Genomic DNA, 20,173 nt, shown 5'->3' with positions numbered 1-20,173 from the left:
ACAATGGCAGGGAGGAGCACCTGGCCGTGGACTGGTTCACCGCATCCGACTACTGGCTGAGTCGGCTGGTCTTCCAGCGGGCTCTGGCCGGCGTGTATCTCGTCGCGTTCCTCACCGCGGCCCTCCAGTTCCGCGCACTGCTCGGCTCACGCGGGATGCTGCCGATCCCCCGCTACGTCGAGCGGATGCCCTTCAAGGCGGCCCCGAGCCTGTTCCATCTCCACTACTCCGACCGCTTCTTCGCCGCCTGCGCGTGGACGGGCTGCGCGGTGTCGGCGGCCCTGCTCGCCGGCCTGGACTCCCGACTCCCGTTGGGGGCGGGCATGCTGCTGTGGCTGCTGCCCTGGCTGCTGTACCTGTCGATCGTCAACGTCGGCCAGACCTGGTACGCGTTCGGCTGGGAGTCGCTGCTGCTCGAAGTCGGCTTCCTGGCCGTCTTCCTGGGCAACGACGACGTGGCGCCGCCGGTCGTCGTGCTGTTCCTGCTGCGCTGGATCCTGTTCCGGGTGGAGTGCGGGGCAGGGCTGATCAAGATGCGCGGGGACGCGTGCTGGCGGAAGCTGACGTGCCTGGACCACCATCACGAGACCCAGCCGATGCCGGGCCCGCTGAGCTGGTTCTTCCACCATCTCCCGCGCCCGCTGCACCGGGTCGAGGTGGCCGCGAACCACATCACCCAACTCGTCGTCCCCGTCCTCCTCTTCACCCCGCAGCCGGTGGCCACGGCCGCCGCCGTGCTGATGGTCGTCACCCAGCTGTGGCTGGTCCTGTCGGGCAACTTCTCCTGGCTGAACTGGATCACCATCGTGCTGGCCCTGTCCGCGGTGGAGTTCCCGTACGACGCCCCGCCGACGCCCGACGCGCCGCTCTGGTACGAGATCGTCGTCCTGGCCGTCGCGGCGCTGCTCGTGTACCTCAGCTACCACCCGGTGACGAACATGGTCTCCCGCCGCCAGATCATGAACCGCTCCTTCGACCCGCTCCATCTGGTCAACACCTACGGCGCGTTCGGCAGCGTCAGCCGCATCCGCTACGAGGTGGTGGTCGAGGGCACGGCCGACGACGTGCCGCGGGCGGACTCGGACTGGCGGGAGTACGAGTTCAAGGGCAAGCCCGGGGACCCACGGCGCTGGCCACGCCAGTTCGCCCCGTACCACCTGCGGCTGGACTGGCTGATGTGGTTCGCGGCCCTGTCGCCCGGCTACGCGGGGTCGTGGTTCGGGACCTTCGTGGAGCGGCTGCTGGAGAGCGACCGCGACACCCTGAAGCTGCTCCGCCGCTCCCCGTTCCCGCCCGACGCCCCGCCCCGCTATGTCCGCGCCCGCCTCTTCCGCTACCGGTACACGAGTTGGCGTGAGCTGCGGGAGACGGGCGCGTGCTGGGAGCGGACGTACGTGCGGGAGTATCTGCCGCCGACTCGGCTGGCGGGGGTGGCTCAGCGGTCGTAGAGGCGTTTCAGGGCGATGCTCAGGACGGCTCCGCCAGCAGTCCCGTCTCCCGCAGCTCCTGCCAGAAGGCGTCCGGTACCGGGGTCGCGAACTGGTCGGCGCCGTCGTGGACTTCGGCCGCCGAGCGGGCCCCGATCAGCACACTCGTGACGGCGGGGTGGGCGGCGCAGAAGGCCAGGGCGGCGGCGCGCAGGGTGATGCCGTGCCGCTCGGCGACCTCCTTCATGCGCAGCGCGCGGTGCAGCACCTCCTCGGGCACCTGGGTGTAGTTGTACGTCGCCCCGGGTTTCGGGTCCGCCAGCAGACCGGAGTTGAAGGCACCGCCGACGACGACGGAGGTGCCGTTGGCGAGCGCGGCGGGGAGCAACTCGGTGGCCGCGCTCTGATCGAGCAGGGTGTAGCGGCCGGCGCACAGCACCACGTCGACGTCCGTGTCACGGACGAAGCGGGTGAGCATCCCTGCCTGGTTCATGCCGGCGCCTATCGCGCCCACGACGCCCTCGGCGCGGAGCTTCTCCAGGGCCGGGTAGCCCTCGCGGAAGGCCTGCTCGGCGTGGTCGTCGGGGTCGTGCAGATAGACGAGGTCGACGCGGTCGAGGCCGAGACGTTCGAGGCTGGCGTCGAGCGTGCGTCGGATGCCGTCCTCGGTGAAGTCCCAGACGCGGCGGTGGGTGGCGGGGACGGCGAAGCCGTCCGCCAGATCGTCGCCGCCGTCGGCCGACGGTTCCAGGCGGCGGCCCACCTTGGTCGAGATCAGGTACGCGTCGCGCGGGTGCTCGCGCAAGGCCGCGCCGAGGCGGCGTTCGGACAGGCCGAGGCCGTAGTGGGGTGCGGTGTCGTAGTAGCGGATGCCGCGGTCCCAGGCGGCGGTCACGGCCGCGTGCGCCTGCTCCTCGGGGACCTCCGAGAAGAGGTTGCCCAGGCCGGCGCCTCCGAAGCCGAGCCCGCGCGGGGTCCTCACCGGCCCACCGGACGCAGTCGCAGGCCCTGCACGCCGCCGTCGACGGCGAGGGAGGTGCCTGTGGTGGCGCCGGAGAGGGGGCTCGCCAAGTAGGCGATGGCACCGGCGACCTCGTCGGCGGAGACGAGGCGGCCGATGGGCTGGCGGGCCTCCAGGGCGGCGCGCTCGGCCGCGGGGTCCGGGGCCTTGTCGAGGAGGCGGCCGATCCACGGGGTGTCCGCCGTGCCGGGGTTGACGCAGTTGACGCGGATGCCCTCGCGGACGTGGTCGGCGGCCATGGCGAGGGTCAGTGAGTACACCGCGCCCTTGGTCGCGCTGTAGAGGGCGCGTTGCGGGAGGCCCGCGGTGACGGCGATGGAGCCGGTGTTGACGATCGCCGCGTGGGACGACCGGCGCAGATGCGGGAGGGCGGCGCGGGTCACCCGGACCATGCCGACGACGTTCACGTCCAGGACGCGGTGCCATTCGGCGTCGTCGTTGTCCTCGACGGTGCCCTGGGCGCCGATCCCCGCGTTGTTGACCAGGACGTCGAGGCCGCCGAGCTCGGCGACGGCGGCGGCGACCGCCTCGCGGACGGAGGCGTCGTCGCTGATGTCGGCCCGGAACCCGAGCAGGGGCTTGGTCACGGGCGACGGGTCGAGGTCGAGGACGGCGACCTGGGCGCCGCGCGCGGCCAGGAGTTCCGCGGTGGCCCGGCCGATGCCGGAGGCGCCGCCGGTCACCAGGGCCTTGAGACCCTCGAAGTCGGTCATGCCGCGTGTCCCTTCGTGTTCGGTTCGCCGGCGAGATCTTCTGCCCAGAAGGCGCCGTCCGGGAACGTGTAGCGCGCGATCGACTCGGGCCGCATGGCGGCCGAGAAGCCCGGCGCGGTGGGGGCCGTGTAGTGACCCTCGCTGATCACCACGGGGTCGAGGAAGTGGTCGTGCAGATGATCGACGTACTCGATGACACGGTCCTCGGTGGTGCCGGTGACGGCGACGTAGTCGAACATCGACAGGTGCTGGACGAGTTCGCACAGGCCCACGCCGCCCGCGTGCGGGCAGACCGGCACGCCGAACTTGGCGGCGAGCAGCAAAATCGCGAGGTTCTCGGGGACGCCGCCGACGCGGGCGGCGTCGATCTGGACGACGTCGACGGCGCCCGCCTGGAGGAGCTGCTTGAAGACGACCCGGTTCTGGACGTGTTCGCCGGTGGCGACCTTGACCGGGGCGACGGCCTTGCGGATCGCCGCGTGGCCGAGGACGTCGTCGGGGCTGGTGGGTTCCTCGATCCAGTACGGGTCGAACTCGGCGAGGGCCTTGGTCCAGCGGACGGCCTCGGCGACGTCCCAGCGCTGGTTGGCGTCGATCGCGATGCGGATGCCGGGGCCGACGACGGCGCGGGCGACCCGGCAGCGCCGCAGGTCGTCGTCGAGGTCGGCGCCGACCTTCAGTTTGATCTGCCGGAAGCCGTCGGCGACGGCCTCGGCGGCGAGGCGGGTGAGCTTGGCGTCGTCGTAGCCGAGCCAGCCCGGGGAGGTGGTGTAGGCGGGGTAGCCGCGTTCCAGCAGCGTGCCGATACGTTCCTCCGCGCCCGTCCTCCCCCGGCGCAGGATCTGGAGCGCCTCCTCCGGTGTGAGGGCGTCCGTGAGGTACCGGAAGTCGATCTGGCGGACCAGCCACTCCGGTTCGGCGTCGGCGAGCAGCCGCCACAGGGGTTTCTCCGCGCGTTTGGCGGCGAGGTCCCACACGGCGTTGACGACCGCGCCGATCGCCATGTGCATCACGCCCTTCTCGGGACCGAGCCAGCGCAGTTGGCTGTCGCCGATCAGGTCGCGGTTCAGGGTCCCGGGGTCGGCGCACAGCTCCTCGACGGACCGTCCGACCACGTGGTGCCGCAGGGCCTGGATGGCGGCCACCTGGACCTCGTTGCCCCGCCCGATGGTGAAGCTGAAACCGTGCCCCTCGTGCCCGTCACCGGCGTCGGTGCGCAGCACGACGTACGCGGCCGAGTAGTCGGGGTCCGGGTTCATCGCGTCGGAGCCGTCGAGCTCGCGCGAGGTCGGGAAACGGATGTCGTGGGTCTCGAGCGCGGTGATGCGAGCAGGGGGGCCGGGGGTCGGTGACACTGAGGGCCTTTCGGTCGGGGTCCTGGGAACGGTGCTAGTCCTGGGCGCGGCCGGTGGTGACGCGGGCGATCATGAGGGCGAGGAGGATGATGCCGCCGTAGATCGCCTGGATCCAGAAGGACGGCACCTGGGCGAGGGTGAGCAGGTTCTGTACGACGCCCAGCAGGAGTACGCCGGTCAGCGCGCCGAACATGGTGCCCCGGCCGCCGTCGAGGCTGATGCCGCCGATCACCGCGGCCGCGAACACGGTGAAGATCATGTTGTTGCCCTGGTTTGCGCTGATCGCGCCGACGTAGCCGGTCTGGATGATCCCGCCGACCGCCGCGAGGGCACCCGCGACGACGAACACCCCGAGCATCACGCGCTCGACGCGGATGCCGGCCGCGCGGGCCGCGTCCGCGTTGCCGCCGATCGCGTACAGGGCGCGCCCTACGCGGTGGTACTTGAGCACGAACCCGGCGACCGCGAAGGCCGCCGCCGCCAGCCACACGGACATCGGGATGTTCAGGAAGGTGGTGGTGGCCAGGGAGTAGAAGCTGTCCGGCATGCCGAAGAGGGTCTTGCCCTTGGTCGCGCCGACCAGCAGACCGCGCAGGACGATCAGCATCGCGAGCGTCACGATGAACGCGTTGAGCTTGAACTTGACGACGAGGACGCCGTTGAAGGCGCCGACCGCCGCGCCGACGAGGACGACGGCCAACAGGGCGAGGGCGGCCGGGAGTTCGGTGCCCCAGCCGGACTGGGCGGCGGGCAGGACCAGGAGCGCGCCCACCGCAGGGGCGATGCCGACGACGGACTCCAGCGACAGGTCGAACTTGCCGGTGATCAGCACCAGCGACTCGGCGAGCACCACCATGGCGAGCGCGGCGGAGGCGCCGAGGATCGAGATCAGGTTGCGTTCGGTGAGGAAGGAGTCGTTGACGACCGCGCCGAGCACCATGAGCAGCAACAGGGCGGGGACGAGGGCGAGTTCGCGGGCGCGGCGGAGCAGGACGGTGCGGGCGGCCCGGGCCTCGGGAAGGTTGATCGCCTTCACCGGCGGAGCCTTGGTGTCAGCCATGGTGGTGGTCCACTCCTTCGATGGAGGCGATCAGCTCGTGGTCGCGCCAGCCGGCCGCGTGCTCGGCGACCACGCGGCCGTGGAAGAGAACGAGCACACGGTCGCAGCGGCGCAGGTCGTCGAGTTCGTCGGAGACGACGAGGACGGCGGTGCCGTCGTCGCGGGCGCTGTCCACGTGGGCGAGCAGCGACTCCTTGGACTTCACGTCGACGCCCGCGGTGGGGTTGATGAGGACGAGGAGAGTGGGGTCGGAGGCGAGGGCGCGGGCCATGACGACCTTCTGCGCGTTGCCGCCGGACAGGTCGGAGACGGGCTGGTCGGGGCCCTCGGTGTGGATGTCGAGGCGGTCGATCAGCTCGGCGGCGAAGCCCCGTTTGCGGTCGCTGCCGACGAAGCCGAAGCGGCCGAGCCGGTCGAGGACGCTCATGGTGGCGTTGTCGCCGATGCTCATGCCGAAGACCAGGCCCTGGCCGTGCCGGTCCCGGGGGACGCAGCCGACGCCGGCGCGCAGGGCCGCCTGGACGTCACCGAACGGCAGCTGTTTGCCGTCGAGTCGAGCGGTGCCGCTGGTCGGCGTGTGCAGTCCCGTGAACGACTCCGCCAGCTCGATCTTCCCGCTGCCGCTGATGCCGGCCAGCCCGACGACCTCGCCCCGCCGGACGGTCAGGTCGATGTCCTGGTAGGCGTCGGAGGTGAGCCCCCGGGCGTCGAGCAGGACGGGGGCCTTCTCGTCGACGTCCCTGCCGCGCACGGCCTGTTCGGTGACCGTCTCCCCCGCCATGGCCTCCACCAACGCGGCCCTCGGCAGGTTCGCCACGGGTGCCGTGGTGATCCAGCGGGCATCGCGCAGGACGGTGACGGTCTGGCAGACCTCGTAGACCTCCTGGAGGTGGTGGGAGATGAACAGGAAGGTGACGCCGGACTCCTGGAGGGCCCGCATCCGGGTGAAGAGCCGTTCGATCTCGCGGTTGTCGAGTTGCGCGGTCGGCTCGTCGAGGACGATGAAGCGGGCGCCGAAGCTCAACGCCCGTGCGATCTCCACCATTTGGCGGTCCTCGACCTTGAGGTCGGAGGTACGGGCCTCGGGGTCGACGTGGACGTCCCAGGTGCCGAGGAGTTCGGCGGCGTCCCTGCGGAGGGTGCGCCAGCTGATGAATCCGCGGTGCAGGGGCTGGCGGTTGATGAACAGGTTCTCGGCGACGGTGAGTTCGGGGACGACGGTCGGCTTCTGGTAGACGCAGGCGACCCTGCGCCGCCAGGCGTCCCGGTCGGCGAGCGCGGGTGCCGGTTCGCCGTCGAAGCGGACCGTGCCCTCGTCGGGCGACTGGAGGCCGGTGAGGATGCTCACCAGCGTCGACTTGCCGGCGCCGTTGCGGCCGACGAGGGCGTGGGACTCACGCGGCAGGACGGTGAGCCGGCCGTCGGCGAGGGCGGTCGTGGGGCCGTACCGCTTGACAATGCCCTGGGCTTCTACGAGTGCCGTGGTCATGTGACGGTGTTGCCCCACAGGTCGGGGTCGTCGACGTTGTCCTTGGTGACCAGCGGCGCCGGCAGCTGGTCCTCCAGGATGCCGTTGGGCAGCTTGACGATCGTCGAACCGTGGTCCGTGGGGCCGGGCTCGAACGTCTTCCCCTGCATCGCGGCCTTGATGTAGTACATGCCGTACTTGGCGTAGAGGTCCGCGGGCTGGGAGACGGTGGCGTCGATCTGGCCCTTGCGGATGGCGTCGTACTCCTGCGGGATGCCGTCGTTGGAGACGATCGTGATGTGCCCGTCCTGTCCGGCCGTTTTGAGCATGCCCTTGGACTTCAGGGTCTGGAGGGTCGGCGCGAGGTAGACGCCGCCGGCCTGCAGGTAGATGCCCTTGATGTCGGGGTTGGCGTTCAGCAGGGTGTCGAGCTTGGAGGCGGCCGTGTCGGACTCCCACTTGGCGGGGATCTCCAGCACCTTGAGCTTGGGGAAGTTCTTCTTCACACAGGCACGGAACGCCTCCGAGCGCTCCCGGCCGTTGACCGAGGCGAGGTCGCCCATGATCTGCACGACCTTGCCGGAGGGGATCTGCTTGCCGAGGTACTGGCAGGCCTTCTCGCCGTAGGCGACGTTGTTCGCGCGCACGACCATGGCGACCTTGCCCTTGTCGGGGGCCACGTCGACGGCGACCACGGGGACGCCCTTGCGTTCCGCCTGGTCCAGGCCGGCTTCGATGGCGGCACTGTCCAGCGGGGCGACGACCAGGCCCTCGACGCCCTGGTTGAGTTCGGTGTTGATGTCGGTGATCTGCTGCGAGGGGTCGCTGTTGGAGTTGACCGTCTTCAGCGCGTCGACGCCTTCGGACTTCGCCATCTTCGGGACGTAGTCGTTGTACGACTGCCAGAACGGCGAGGTCAGCAGGGGCAGGATCACCCCGACCTTGCCGTCCCCGTCGCCTCCGGCGCTGGTGGAGCCGCCGGTGTCCTTGGTGCTGCCGCATGCCGTGAGCGCGAGGCCGGCGCAGGCGGCCGCAGCCGTCGTACGCACCGCCCACGCGGATATTCGCCTGTTGTGCCATCCGTTCCGCACTGTCCTGCGGGGCATCTCTCAGCTCCTCATCGAGCGTGATCGAGCAGTTGCCCGCATATTTATCAGACCACTTCGCCTCCACAACACCCTTCGACGCCGAATTTTGCCGCGTTCGAGCCATAGTGGTCGGACCACTTCGGTGATTAGACTTCCGCGCACGGCAAGTGGAGGAGTGGTGGCGTGGAGGAGACCCCGCAGAAGGGCACGGTGACCCAGCGGGCGATCGAGCAGATCAAGGCGATGATCGCCCAGGGCAGTCTGGAGCCCGGGCAGCGGCTGCCCACGGAACGGGATCTGGCCGTGCAGCTGGGGATCTCGCGCAGCTCGATGCGGGAGGCGATCCGCGCGCTCACGGTGCTGGGCGTGCTGGAGGCCCGGCACGGTTCGGGCATCTACGTCACGCAGCTGGAGGCGGGCGACCTGCTGGAGACGTTCGGTGTGGTGGCCGATCTGTCCCGGGGGCCGCGGCTGGTGGAGCTGCTGGAGGTGCGGCGCATCCTGGAGTCGACGGCCACCGCACTGGCGGCGGCCCGGATCACCCCGGACCAACTGGCCGAGGTGGAGAAACACCTCACCGCGATGAACGCCACCGACGATCCCGAGGTGATCCTCGCCCACGACCTCGCCTTCCATCGCGAGATCGCCCTGGCCGCGGGCAACGAGACCATGGCCGCGATCCTGGAGGGCCTGTCCTCACGCACCTTCCGGGCCCGGGTCTGGCGCGGCTACCAGGAGGAGGGCGCCTTCGAGCGCACCCGCCGGGAACACGCGGCCATCCATCGCGCCCTGGTCGCCCACGACCCCGAGGCGGCACGGGCCGCGGCGGCGGCGCATGTGGGCGAGGTGGAGCAGTGGCTGCGGTCGCAGATCACGGAAGCCTAGGCGAAGGCAACGGTTCAGTCGCCTGAGAAGCCGAAGATCCCCAGGTGGGTCGGCTCGGCGCCGGTGTGCAGGACGACGTACAGGCCGGTCCATCGCATGCGGCACTCGTCCAGGAGTGTCCCGGCGGGACCGGGCCCCTGTCCGAGGGCGGCGTAGTCCCGGGTCAGCGCCGCCCGGAACTGGGCGGGTGTGGGGTGCTCGGTGCCGAAGTGGTGTCTGACGCGGTCGGGCGCGAGCGGGCGCAGGGTCCCGTAGTCCTGGGCGTCACGGTCCGAGGGCGCGGCGGTCGTGTGGACGACCCGGTCGATGTCCAGGATCGTGTGCGTCCCCTCCTCGCCCATGAACTCCTCGTCCTCCCAGAGTTCCTCGATGCTCCCGTACGTGTCGTCGTCGCCGTACTCCTCCTGGAACACCTGCGCGTGCAGCGCCTTCAGGGACTCCTCGACGGTCCCCTTGAACGGCGTGACGTAATCCCAACCGCTGGCACCCATGGGCGCCCACCTCCCGATGCGACATCCGCAAGATCGATGCCACCTTAGGGGTGGGCACTGACATCGGCGGTCACGGAGGCTAGCCGGGGAGCACCCGTGCCAGTCCCGCGGGCAGCTTGGTCCACCAGTGGGCGTAGCGGCGGTAGACCGACGGGTCCCGGTCCGCCAGGAACGCCAGCAGGACGCGCGCCTCCTCGGCCAAGGCGTCCCACGTCGCGTCCGGGAGATCATGGAAGGCGGTCGCCTCGATGCCGCCCGCCAGGGGGCGCCAGACACCGGCCACGTACCCGTCGACCAGCAGCGTCGGCAGGACGTCGCCGTTGACGCGGGTCACCAGCTTGCGGTAGTCGGGCGGGATCACCCGGCCGCGGTCGTCGTACGCCAGCAGGACGCTGTCCCACATGGGGAGGAGGCGGGGTGGGGCGGCGGTGTCGGCGGGTGGGCGCGGGCCGCCCTGGACGTCGTACAGCGTTCTGCCCTCGGGTCCGGCGATCACCTCCAGTGTCTCCCCGAGTTCCTTCAACGCCGTCCGGACGCGCGCCCGTTGGACCATCGCGAACTGGGCGATGTCCGCCGCCGACGCGGGTCCGAAGCCTTCCAGGTAGCGCAGGACGAGGGTTCGCAGCGCCGCTTCCGGCGCCGGCTCGCCGGTGAAGCGGCCTTCGGGGGCGGCGATGTACGACGGCGCGTACTCGAACGACCAGGGTCCGCCGGTCGGTACGTGCACCAGCGGGGCGTACGAGCGCAGTCCCCACCACGCGCCGTCCTTCTTCTCCGCCCCCACCCGCTCCGTCAGCCAGCCCGCCAGGTCGCCGTTCGAGCGGGGTTGCCGCCCGGCGAACTCCAGGAAACCCGGCTCCAGTTCGGCGGCGTCCGCCGGGGTGAGCCCCGCGGCGGCGAAGCGGTAGCCGAGCCGGGAGGCGTACAGCGTCGGCTGCATCGCCTCCCGGACCGTGCGGTAGTCGTCGCGGTGGACCGTGTGCAGGGTGATCCGCAGGAGGGTCGCCTTGACGAGCGTGCGGTCGGCGAAGGCCGCGTCCAGCTCGGCCGGGTCGAAGCCGTCGAGCCGGTTCCACAGCGCGAGATACGGCGACGCCGGCTGCTGCGCCTGGAGGGCGAGGAGCCGCCGCACGGCATCGGCGACTCCCAGCGGCTCGCGGCGCAGCAGCAGCTGGCGGGCGAGGGTGGCCCGGTTGAGTTCCCGCGCGCTGATCGTCGGGGGGCTCGTCGAGGTGCTCGTCACACCCCGGATTCTGCCCTCCGCAAGCGCAGGGTGACGAGCTGGAAGGGGCGCAGGCGCAGCGGGACGCGGTTGCCGTCCCGTTCCGGGGTTTCCGGCAGGGGCCGCTCCAGGAGGTCCGTCGCCGTCACGTCCGCCACCTCGAAGCCGGCGGTCAGGGTGGCGCGCACCCGCCCGCCGTGGGCCTCGTGCAGACGGACCACCACATCGCCGCTGCCGTCGTCGGCCAGCTTCACCGCGGTGATCACGACGGCGTCCTGGTCGACCGTGACCAGCGGCGCGACCTCGCCGGCGCCGGTGAGCCGTCGTTCCGGCAGGTTGATCCGCCAGCCCTCACGGACCGCGTCGCCGATGTCCGCGCCGGGGATCAGCGCGTGCCGGAAACGGTGGACGCCCTGGTCGGTCTCGGGGTCGGGGAAGCGCGGGGCGCGCAGCAGGGAGACCCGGACGGTGGTGGTCGTACCGCCGTCGCCGTCCGTCCGTACCGTGCGGGTCACGTCGTGGCCGTACGTCGAGTCGTTGGCGACGGCGACGCCCCAGCCCGGTTCCTCCAGGTGGACGAAGCGGTGGTTGCAGGCCTCGAACTTGGCCGCCTCCCAACTGGTGTTCGTGTGGGTGGGGCGGTGGAAGTGCCCGAACTGGGTCTCCGACGCGTACCGTTCGGCGTGCACGTCCAGCGGGAACGCCAGCTTCAGGAACTTCTCCGTCTCGTGCCAGTCGACCTCCGTGACAAGGAGCAGCCGCCGCTCCCCCGGTGCGAGGGACAGCAGTTGGGTGACGCGGGAGGAGCCGAAGGTGCGGACGATCCGCACGCCGGTCCCGCCGTCGGCGACGACCTCGTCCGCGGCCGTCAGGTCGGTGACCGTGTTGCGGTAGAACTCGTCGACGTCCCAGGCGTCCCACATGTTCGGGAAGTCGGGGTGGAGTTGCAGGAGGTTGGCGGCCGTGCCCGGGGCGATGGTCTCCCGGTCGGCATCGATGTCGTGGGCCGAGACGACCAGTCCGTCGCCGTCGATCTCGATGCGCAGGAGGCCGTTGTCGAGGATGTGCCCGCCGGCGGGGCGCGGGGTGATCCGGGTGCGGCCTTGGACGGCCGGGGTGGCGGCGCCGCCCGCCGGGACGCCGGCACGGGTGTGCGGGGTGGCGTTGAAGACCAGCTCCCGGTCCCCCTCTCCCGCCAGGCTGCGCTGGGCGGCGTCGATGATCGCGGTCAGTTCCTCGGCGATCCGCTCGTACGTCTTCCGCGCCTCGCGGTGCACCCAGGCGATGGAGGAGCCGGGCAGGATGTCATGGAACTGGTGGAGCAGGACCGTCTTCCAGATGCGGTCCAACTCCTCGTAGGGGTAGGGGAATCCGGCCCGCACGGACGCGGTCGCCGCCCACAGTTCGGCTTCCCGCAGGAGGTGTTCGCTGCGGCGGTTGCCCTGCTTGGTCCCGGCCTGGCTGGTGAGAGTGGCACGGTGGAGTTCGAGGTACAACTCCCCGACCCACACGGGCGGTTCCGGGTACTCGGCCTCGGCCTTCGCGAAGAACTCCGCCGGGGTCTCCCACACGACCGTCGCCGAGCCTTCCAGGTCGCGCAGCCGGGCCGCCTTGGCGATCATCTCGCGGGTCGTGCCGCCGCCTCCGTCGCCCCAGCCGGTCGGGGCGAGGGAGTGCCGGGCGACGCCCTTGTCCTTGAAGTTGCGGGCCGCGTGGGCGATCTCGCTGCCCTTCATGGAGCAGTTGTAGGTGTCGACGGGCGGGAAGTGCGTGAAGATGCGGGTGCCGTCGATGCCCTCCCAACGGAACGTGTGGTGCGGGAACTTGTTCGTCTGGGACCAGGAGATCTTCTGGGTCAGCAGCCACTTGGAGCCCGCCGCCTTGATGATCTGCGGCAGACCGGCCGCGAAGCCGAAGGTGTCCGGCAGCCATGCCTCGTCGTTCTCGATGCCGAACTCGTCGAGGAAGAACCGCTTGCCGTGCACGAACTGACGGGCCATCGCCTCCGAGCCCGGCATGTTGGTGTCCGACTCCACCCACATGCCCCCGGCGGGCACGAACCTCCCGTCCGCCACCGCCTTCTTCACCCGCGCCCACACCTCGGGCCGGTGGTCGCGGACCCAGGCCCACTGCTGGGCCTGCGACATGGCGAAGACGAACTCCGGTTCGTCCTCCAGCAGCGCGGTCATGTTGGAGGTCGTGCGGGCCACCTTGCGCACCGTCTCGCGCAGCGGCCACAGCCACGCCGAGTCGATGTGCGCGTGGCCGACCGCGCTGATGCGGTGGGCGGAGGGGGCGGCGGGCTCGGTCAGGACGGTCTCCAGGCGTACCCGCGCCTGCGCGGCGCTGCCGTTCACGTCCTGGAGGTCGACGGCGTCCAGGGCCCGGTCCACCGCCCGCACGATGTCCCAGCGGCGCGCCGAGTCCATCGGCAGCTCGTGCATCAGCTCGCCGAGCACCTCCAGGTCGAGGACGAGCTGCCACACGGTCTCGTCGAAGACGGCGAGGTCCATGCGGGTGAGCGTGTACTGGGGCTCGCTGCCCGCGGTCTCCTTGTCGCCCAACTGCGTGGGCAGGAAGGGGTGGTAGTCGAGGATGACGGGGTTGGAGGCGGCCTCGACGTGCAGCCGCACCTCCTCGCCGCCCTCGACGGGCGCACCGATCCTGACCCACTGGTTGCGCGGGTTGAGGCCCTTCACCGGGGTGCCGTCGGGCCGGTAGACCAGGCCCTCGCACTGGAAGCCGGGCATGTTCTCGTCGAAGCCGAGGTCGAGGAGGGCCTCGACGGTCTTCCCGGCCCACGTCTCCGGGACCGTCCCGGAGACCCGGAACCAGCTGGTCCCCCAGGGAGCGCCCCAGCGGGCGCCGACCTCGATCGGTACGGGCTCGGCCGCCAGCCCTTCGGCGACCGGCACCGGCTCGCCGGGGGCGTGCCAGACCGCCACCTCCAGCGGCACGGACTCGGGGTACACGGCGGGGCGGATGCGCTCGTCGAGGACACGCTTGAGCCGGGCCTCGACCAGACGGCGGTCGTCATGCATGAGGGCACTCCAGGTGAGGGTGGTGGATTACCAGGTGTGGGTGACGGAGACGGGCGCCGACGACGTGTACAGCTCCCCCACGGCCCGCAGTTCGAACCGCGCCGCCCGCTCGCCCTGTTCGGGCTGGAGGCCGCCGACGAAGTACGCGCTCTGGCAGGTGCCGCCCAGGAAGCGCCGGGTGCCGTCGGGGAGGACGCGGTGCAGGGTGCAGTGGCGTACGGCGCCGGGGGCGGGGTTCCAGGCGAGGCGCAGGTCGCCGCCGGACGCGGCGGTCACGCGGAGGCCGGTCGGAGCGGCGGGGGTCTCGACCGCGTCCCTGACGGCGATGCCGCCCAGCCGCCACCGCACGGGGCCGCCCTCGGCCGCGGTCAGCCGCACGCCGAGCGCGTGGATCGTCCCGGTCAGGCCGGTGAGCCGTACGGTCGCCGTCTGCCAGTCGTTGACCGAGTTCACAGGCAGATAGACGTACGGCGGTGTCGACCCGGCAGAACCGGGCTCACCCGTCGCCACCGCGAGCTCGACGTTCACCGCGCCCGCATCCGTCCGGTGCGTCAGCTCGACAACCGTGTCGCCACCGATCGGCAGCCGTGTCGCATACACGTCCAGCACCGTCGGCGCGTCCAGTTCACCGTCCACCAGCACACTGCTCCCACCGCGCCACGCGTCCGCGAAGTCGAAGCCGACCGACGGCCGCGCGCCACCGCTCCCGTCCCCGCCCTCCGTGCGGACCACCCACTGCCGCGACGGCAGCCGGTCCTGGAGGCCGAGGTGGTTCCAGGGCCTGTCCGAGGTGACCGTGCCCTCCTCATACCATCGCAGCCCGTGCCCGGTGTTGAACACGCTCGCGAAGGGCACCGCGGTCACCGTCGACCGGTCGGCGACGGACACGGCCGGCGCCCGCCAGGAGTCCGTCGCGTCCGGCTGTGACGGGTCGAGTGAACGGCCGCTCCAGAAACGGTCGTCGGCCGCGTGGAAGTCCTCGGGCGTACGGGTCGCGGGCAGGTGGTTGCGGGTCCACTCGGGCCGGTACAGGCCGAGCGAGGTGATCTGGGTGCGCCCGCTCGGCACGATCGCGTCCCAGTTCACCGACTTGTTCCAGCCGCTCGCCTCCACGTCGACGCCCGCCCACAACTCGTAGCGGCTGCGCCCCAGTTGCTCGGCGCACGTCCCCGAGGAGGCGAGGCTGCTCGCCGTCCAGCGGAAGTCCACGAACATGTCGTCGGCCGCCTCGAAGAAGGCCTGGTTGCTGCTGTTGAGGGCGCCCTGCCAGCTCACCGACCCGTTCACCGTCATCGAGTCGTACCAGGTGACCCGCTGTCCCCTGGCCGCCGCCAGGGACTTGAGCTCCCGCACGAAGCCGAGCATGGCGGCCCCGAGCGCGCTGTCCCCGCCGCCGGTCTCGGCGTTCACGAACCACCCGTCGAAGCCGTACGCGGCGGCGACGGCCACGAGCCGGTCGGCCAGCGGGTAACGCCCCGCCGCGTCCTTCTGCACCAGATCCCGCGTCCACCGCAACTGCCCGCCGTACGCGACCGGCGGCAGGAAGACATTGCCGAGGACGGGCACACCGTGCCGATGCGCGGCGTCCACGATCGGCGCGTTCGGCGCCAGGATCAGGCCCTCGCCCGACGAGCCGCCCCAGAACACGAGTTCGTCGACGTACGCCCAGTGCGCGAACGCGTAGTAGTCCGCCGTAGCCGCACCCTGCGAGGGGTTGCTCGACGTCGGCCCGAACGACACCAGGGACTGGATACGGGCCTGCCCGGAGCGGGCCGTCGGGTTGGCCGGGGTCGGCGTGAAGCGTGGGGCGAGCGGCACGGACGCCGCGTTGAAGGCGAGGTCGGGGTCGTCGGCGGCGCGCCAGGACTTCAGGCTGCGCCAGGTGATGCCGGTGCCGGGGCTGCCGGAGGGCAGGGAGTCCGGGTACCAGTAGGACGCGTACGGCTGGAGTGCGGCGGCCGCTTTCGGGGCCGCCGTGGCGCGCGACGCGGGCAGCATGGTCGCCGCGGCCGCCGCGAGCAGGACCGTGCGTCTGGTGGGGTTCACGAGCGGGTGCCTCCTTGTGGGGTGGGGAGTACCTGGTCGGACGTGACGGTTTCGGTGATGCCGCGGGCGGCGAGGTGGTCGGCGTCGGCGGCGCGGGTGTCGAGGACGGTGGTGGGCCGGGCGCCCTCGGCGACCAGCCGGAAGAAGGCGTCGTAGACCGGTCCGCCGGGGGCGCACAGGGACCGTCTCGACGGGTGCGCGGGGACGACCAGGGCCGTGGTGCGCGGGGCCGGGGCGTAGGTGTGCTCGCGCGCCGCCCTCGCCAGGACGTGCGCGAGGTCCTTGGGACGACGGTCGTTGGTGAGGAGCCCGAGCCCGTATTCGAGCGGCGGGAAGTCGGCCAGTTCCCGTGACACGTCGTGCGAGCACCACCAGGTGATGCCCCACAGGTCGGGGCAGTCCAGGGCGCCCGCGACGGTCGCCTCGGTGAAGGCGGCGGCGTGCTCCGGCGGGACCAGGGGCGCGGGGGCGCCCACCTCCTGGAGCCAGACGGGGCGGTGCGGGTCGTCGGCCCAGGCCTTGCTCAGCTCGACGAGGTAGGCGGCGTGGTGTTCGGCCGGCACGGAGGTACGGCCGTGCCGCTGGGCGGTGCCGTTGAACACCCAGGAGTGCACGGCCGTGACACCGCCGAGGCGGGCGGCCTGGGCCGGGGTGAAGGGCTGGTCGTCCTGGTACCAGGTGGCGTCGTACTCGGCGTGCAGATGCAGCCGGCCCGGCGCGCCCTCCTCGCACGCGGCCAGCAGCCGCGTCAGCCAGGCGTCGATCTGGTCGGACGTGGCCCGGTCGGGGTCGGGGTGGGGGCCGGCGGAGAACTGGTTGATCTCGTTGCCGAGGGTCATGCCGATGAAGTTGGGCCGGTCGGCGAGCGCGGCGGCGAGCGTCCGCAGATAGGCCGCCTGGCCCTCGACGACGTCCGGGTCGGTGAACAGGTTGCGCCGGTGCCAGGTCCTGGTCCACGCCGGCACGAAGTCGAAGCTGCTCAAGTGCCCTTGCAGGCCGTCGACGTTGACGTCCAGGCCGCGTTCGGCGGCGGCGTCGGCCAACCGCACCAGCTGGTCCACGGCGGCGGGACGGATCAGGGTGCGGTTGGGCTGGAAGTACGGCCACAGCGGAAAGACCCGGATGTGGTCGAGGCCCAGCGCGGCGATCGAGTCGAGGTCGGCCCGGACGGAGTCCAGGTCGAAGTCGAGCCAGTGGTGGAACCACCCTTCGCTGGGGGTGTAGTTGACGCCGAAGCGCACGGCAGAAGGCATGCGGGTCCTTGGGACGGAGGTACCGGAGTCGGGTCAGCCCTTGACCGCGCCCTCCCCCACCCCGCGGAAGAAGTACCGCTGGAGGCAGGCGAAGAGGGCGATCAGCGGGGCCACGGCGATGACCGTGCCCGCGGCGACGAGGCGTTCGTCGTTGGCGAAGGTGCCGTGCAGATAGTTGAGGCCGATGGTGAGCGTGAACTTGGACGGGTCGCTCAGCACGATGAGCGGCCACAGGAAGTCGTCCCAGGCGCCCATGAAGGCGAAGATCGCGACGACGGCGAGCGTGCCCTTGACCGAGGGGACCGCGATCCGCAGGAACCGCTGCCACACGTTGGCGCCGTCGACGTAGGCGGCCTCCTCGATCTCGTACGGCAGGTTGAGGAAGGCGTTGCGCATCAGCAGGACGTTCATCGCGCCGATGCAGCCCGGCAGCACCACCCCGATCAGGGTGTTGTTCAGGCCGAGCTCCCGCATGGTCGTGAACTGGGCGATGATGATGCCCTCCACCGGCACGAGCATCGCCAGGACGAAGGCGAGGGTGGCGACCCGGCGGCCCCGGTAGCGCAGGCGGGCCAGGGCGTACCCGGCGAGGGCGGCGCCGACGCAGTTGGTGACGACGTTGGCGGTGGCGACCTTCAGGGAGTTGAACGCGTAGTCCCAGACGGGAATGGTCTCCGAGACCCGTGCGTAGTTGTGCAGGGTGGGGTGCCGGGGCAGGAAGGTCGGCGGGGAGCTGTAGATGTCCTCGGTGGGGCCCTTGAGGGAGGTCGCCAGCTGCCACAGGAACGGGCCCACGGTCAGGGCGAGTACGGCGAGCAGCAGCACGTACCGGAGGACCAGCTCCCCTGTGCGTACTCGGGTCATGACTCGCTCCTGCGGTCGGCCCGCAGCACGAGCAGCATCAGCGCGACGGTGACGACGAAGACGACGACGGAGATCGCGGAGGCGTAGCCGACGCGTCCGGTCAGTCCGGTGCCGGTGCGCTGGACGAGCATCACGAGCGTGGTGTCCTCGCCCGCCGGGCCGCCGCTCGGGCCCGCCATCAGGTACACCTCGGAGAACACCTTGAAGGCGGCGACCGAGGACAGCGCCCCGACCAGGGCCATGGTCGAGCGGACGGCCGGCACGGTCACCGTGACGAAGCGGCGCACGGCACCGGCCCCGTCCACGGCCGCGGCCTCGTGGAGTTCGCGCGGGACGTTCGCCAGCGCCGCCAGATAAATGATCATGTAGTAGCCGAGGCCCTTCCAGACCGTGACGGCCATCGCGCTCATCAGGAGCAGCCACTGGTCGCTCAGGAAGCCGACGCGGCCCACGCCGATCGTCTCCAACAGCGAGTTGACCAGGCCGCGTTCGTCGAGGAGCCACACCCAGATCAGGCCGACCACGACGATCGAGGCGACGACCGGGGTGTAGAAGGCGGACCGGAAGAAGGTGATGCCGGGGATGTTCTTCTGCACGAGCAGGGCGAGCAGCAGCGGCAGGATCACGAGGGCGGGGACGACTCCGAGGACGTACAGCGCGCTGTTGCGCAGCCCGATCCAGAACATGTCGTCGTGCAGCAGCTCGCGGAAGTTGGCGAGCCCGACGAACTCGCCGGGGATCAGGGTGCGTCGGTCGGTGAAGGCGTTCACCAGGGTCGACACGAACGGGTACAGGATGAACGCGCCGATGACCAGCAGTCCGGGCGCGGCGAACAGCCAGGGGCTGGTGGGCAGTTGGCGCCGGACACGCACCGCACGTGTCCGGGGCCCGGTCGACGGCATCAGCATGACTAGCCCTGCTGCCGGAGCAGCGTGTCGCAGGCCTTGACAGCGTTGTCGAGAGCTTCCTTCGGGCTCTCCTTGCCCTGCAACGCCTTGGCGACCTCGTTGCGCAGCGCCGTCTTCATCTGCTCGCTGAACAGCACCGGCGTGTAATTGACCGCGTTCTTCAGCGACTTGGCGGCGGCCACGCGCACCCGCGTCTCGTCGGTCCCGTCCTCCTCGGTGAAGTACGGGTCGTCCAGGGAGCCGGCGGTGCTCGGGAAGATGGCGACCTGCTTGGCGAAGGACATCTGGTGCGCGGCGTCGGTGACGTAGTGCGCGAAGGCGACCGCGGCGGGCTTCCTCTTGCTCTGGGCGTTCACCATCACGCCCATCACGTACATGTTGACGTGGCCGGTGCTGGTGATCTGGTCGGTGATGCCGATGTTCTTGTACAGGTTGGGCGCCTGCTTCTTGAAGTTGCCGAGGTCGAGGGCGCTGCCCGGGTTCATGGCGACGGCCTCGGTGAGGAACTTCTTGCCGGACGATTCGGGGGTGGCGGTCAGCGCCTGCGGGTCGAGGGCCTTGGCGTCGTACAACTCCTTGTACTTCGTGAGGAGTTCGACGCCCTTCGCGTCGTTGAAGGCGAAGGCGGTGCCGGCCGGGTTCATGAGCTCGACGCCGTAGCGGCCGAAGTCCTCGATGGTGGGGACGTTGGCGAGGGTGGAGACCTCGCCGTCGCTGTTCTCGGCGATCCGGAGGGCGTCGGCGAAGAGTTCGTCGTACGTCTTCGGCGGCTGGTCGGGGTCGAGGCCCGCCTTCTTGAACAGGGACTTGTTGTAGAACAGCGGCCCGGTGTTCAGGTACCAGGGGAAGGCGTACGTGCCGGTCATGCCCGGTATCCGGTGGCTGGCCCACGCCCCCTCCAGATACTCCTTCCGGTACTGCCCGGCCGCCTTGTCGAGGTCGAGCGCGAGGCCGGCCTTGGCGAGCGGGGCGACGAGGTCCGGGGAGACGTTGACGACGTCGGGCAGGGTGCCGCCGGCGGCGTCGGCGCTGATCTTGTCGGCGTAGCCCTCGGCGGGCTGGTCCACCCACTTGACCTTGGTGCCGGGGTACTTCTTCTCGAAGTCGGCGATCAGCCCTTCGAAATACGGCTTGAAATTGGCCCTGAGGTTCCAGGTCTGGAAGATGATGTCGCCCTCGACCTTGCCGGAGGCGTCGGTCGAGCCTCCGTCGTCGCCTCCGGAGCCGCAGGCGCTCAGCGGCAGGACGAGACAGACGGCGGCGGCGACCAGGGCTCTGCGGGAAACGGGCACGGCGAACGGCCTCCTTGGGCAACGGGTCGGTGCGGCGGA

Annotated in this window: 16 protein-coding genes; 2 read left to right on the top strand and 14 right to left on the bottom strand. The window is 70.9% G+C overall.

Features of this window, described 5'->3' with window-relative positions:
• The first annotated feature begins 26 nt into the window (after positions 1–26).
• Positions 27–1,448, top strand: coding sequence for a lipase maturation factor family protein (locus EJC51_RS40520; protein WP_126275642.1), 1,422 nt, complete (start codon positions 27–29; stop codon positions 1,446–1,448).
• A gap of 19 nt (positions 1,449–1,467) precedes the next feature.
• On the opposite strand, the gene EJC51_RS40515 is transcribed toward EJC51_RS40520, so the two are convergent.
• The 6 genes from EJC51_RS40515 to EJC51_RS40490 are packed head-to-tail and all read right to left on the bottom strand — an operon-like array spanning position 1,468 to position 8,150.
• A complete protein-coding gene (locus EJC51_RS40515) occupies positions 1,468–2,409 on the bottom strand; it encodes an aldo/keto reductase (RefSeq protein WP_126275641.1) in 942 nt (313 codons plus the stop codon).
• Entirely contained in the window at positions 2,406–3,161 is a 756-nt protein-coding gene (locus tag EJC51_RS40510; protein ID WP_126275640.1) for an SDR family NAD(P)-dependent oxidoreductase, read from the bottom strand. The genes EJC51_RS40515 and EJC51_RS40510 overlap by 4 nt, the downstream gene beginning before the upstream one ends.
• Complete coding sequence (locus EJC51_RS40505; protein WP_126275639.1) at positions 3,158–4,516, bottom strand: L-fuconate dehydratase; 1,359 nt, start codon at positions 4,514–4,516, stop codon at positions 3,158–3,160. The genes EJC51_RS40510 and EJC51_RS40505 overlap by 4 nt, the downstream gene beginning before the upstream one ends.
• A gap of 34 nt (positions 4,517–4,550) precedes the next feature.
• Entirely contained in the window at positions 4,551–5,576 is a 1,026-nt protein-coding gene (locus EJC51_RS40500; RefSeq protein ID WP_126275638.1) for an ABC transporter permease, read from the bottom strand.
• Entirely contained in the window at positions 5,569–7,065 is a 1,497-nt protein-coding gene (locus EJC51_RS40495) for a sugar ABC transporter ATP-binding protein (RefSeq protein WP_126275637.1), read from the bottom strand. Before EJC51_RS40495 ends, EJC51_RS40500 begins: the two co-directional genes overlap by 8 nt.
• Positions 7,062–8,150 carry a sugar ABC transporter substrate-binding protein gene (locus tag EJC51_RS40490; protein ID WP_126275636.1) on the bottom strand — a complete coding sequence of 363 codons (1,089 nt, stop codon included), beginning with the start codon at positions 8,148–8,150 and terminating at the stop codon, positions 7,062–7,064. Before EJC51_RS40490 ends, EJC51_RS40495 begins: the two co-directional genes overlap by 4 nt.
• 165 nt (positions 8,151–8,315) lie before the next feature.
• Between EJC51_RS40490 and EJC51_RS40485 the strand changes: the two genes are divergently transcribed.
• On the top strand, positions 8,316–9,017 hold the full coding sequence (locus EJC51_RS40485) for a FadR/GntR family transcriptional regulator (RefSeq protein WP_126275635.1): 702 nt from the start codon (positions 8,316–8,318) through the stop codon (positions 9,015–9,017).
• A gap of 14 nt (positions 9,018–9,031) precedes the next feature.
• On the opposite strand, the gene EJC51_RS40480 is transcribed toward EJC51_RS40485, so the two are convergent.
• The 8 genes from EJC51_RS40480 to EJC51_RS40445 form a co-directional block, all read right to left on the bottom strand.
• Positions 9,032–9,508: a hypothetical protein gene (locus EJC51_RS40480; RefSeq protein ID WP_126275634.1), complete on the bottom strand. Its 477-nt coding sequence runs from the start codon at positions 9,506–9,508 to the stop codon at positions 9,032–9,034.
• Positions 9,509–9,587: 79 nt separating this feature from the next.
• A complete protein-coding gene (locus EJC51_RS40475) occupies positions 9,588–10,751 on the bottom strand; it encodes a winged helix DNA-binding domain-containing protein (protein WP_244363066.1) in 1,164 nt (387 codons plus the stop codon).
• On the bottom strand, positions 10,748–13,771 hold the full coding sequence (locus EJC51_RS40470) for an alpha-mannosidase (RefSeq protein ID WP_126275633.1): 3,024 nt from the start codon (positions 13,769–13,771) through the stop codon (positions 10,748–10,750). The genes EJC51_RS40475 and EJC51_RS40470 overlap by 4 nt, the downstream gene beginning before the upstream one ends.
• Positions 13,772–13,798: 27 nt before the next feature.
• The gene (locus EJC51_RS40465; protein WP_126275632.1) at positions 13,799–15,817 is read right to left on the bottom strand and encodes an endo-beta-N-acetylglucosaminidase; all 2,019 of its coding nucleotides are present in this window, start codon (positions 15,815–15,817) and stop codon (positions 13,799–13,801) included.
• The gene (locus tag EJC51_RS40460; protein ID WP_126275631.1) at positions 15,814–17,070 is read right to left on the bottom strand and encodes a glycoside hydrolase 5 family protein; all 1,257 of its coding nucleotides are present in this window, start codon (positions 17,068–17,070) and stop codon (positions 15,814–15,816) included. Before EJC51_RS40460 ends, EJC51_RS40465 begins: the two co-directional genes overlap by 4 nt.
• 33 nt (positions 17,071–17,103) lie before the next feature.
• Positions 17,104–17,934, bottom strand: coding sequence for a carbohydrate ABC transporter permease (locus EJC51_RS40455; protein ID WP_126275630.1), 831 nt, complete (start codon positions 17,932–17,934; stop codon positions 17,104–17,106).
• Positions 17,931–18,836 (bottom strand): carbohydrate ABC transporter permease, encoded by a 906-nt coding sequence (locus tag EJC51_RS40450; RefSeq protein ID WP_126277320.1) that lies wholly within the window; start codon positions 18,834–18,836, stop codon positions 17,931–17,933. Before EJC51_RS40450 ends, EJC51_RS40455 begins: the two co-directional genes overlap by 4 nt.
• 8 nt (positions 18,837–18,844) lie before the next feature.
• Entirely contained in the window at positions 18,845–20,134 is a 1,290-nt protein-coding gene (locus tag EJC51_RS40445; protein ID WP_126275629.1) for an ABC transporter substrate-binding protein, read from the bottom strand.
• Positions 20,135–20,173: the final 39 nt, after the last annotated feature.

This window comes from Streptomyces aquilus (assembly GCF_003955715.1).
GTDB classification, from domain to species: Bacteria; Actinomycetota; Actinomycetes; order Streptomycetales; family Streptomycetaceae; genus Streptomyces; species Streptomyces aquilus.
The sequence above is the reverse complement of the archived record's forward strand: the minus strand, read 5'-3'. Positions and strand labels throughout refer to the sequence as shown.

Bases quoted from the DNA above. Each gene is read 5' to 3' on its own strand.
- EJC51_RS40510 (WP_126275640.1), bottom strand. From the start codon at position 3,161: ATGACCGACTTCGAGGGTCTCAAGGCCCTGGTGACCGGCGGCGCCTCC.
- EJC51_RS40500 (WP_126275638.1), bottom strand. From the start codon at position 5,576: ATGGCTGACACCAAGGCTCCGCCGGTGAAGGCGATCAACCTTCCCGAG.
- EJC51_RS40495 (WP_126275637.1), bottom strand. From the start codon at position 7,065: ATGACCACGGCACTCGTAGAAGCCCAGGGCATTGTCAAGCGGTACGGC.
- EJC51_RS40490 (WP_126275636.1), bottom strand. From the start codon at position 8,150: ATGCCCCGCAGGACAGTGCGGAACGGATGGCACAACAGGCGAATATCC.
- EJC51_RS40480 (WP_126275634.1), bottom strand. From the start codon at position 9,508: ATGGGTGCCAGCGGTTGGGATTACGTCACGCCGTTCAAGGGGACCGTC.
- EJC51_RS40470 (WP_126275633.1), bottom strand. From the start codon at position 13,771: ATGCATGACGACCGCCGTCTGGTCGAGGCCCGGCTCAAGCGTGTCCTC.
- EJC51_RS40460 (WP_126275631.1), bottom strand. From the start codon at position 17,070: ATGCCTTCTGCCGTGCGCTTCGGCGTCAACTACACCCCCAGCGAAGGG.
- EJC51_RS40455 (WP_126275630.1), bottom strand. From the start codon at position 17,934: ATGACCCGAGTACGCACAGGGGAGCTGGTCCTCCGGTACGTGCTGCTG.
- EJC51_RS40450 (WP_126277320.1), bottom strand. From the start codon at position 18,836: ATGCCGTCGACCGGGCCCCGGACACGTGCGGTGCGTGTCCGGCGCCAA.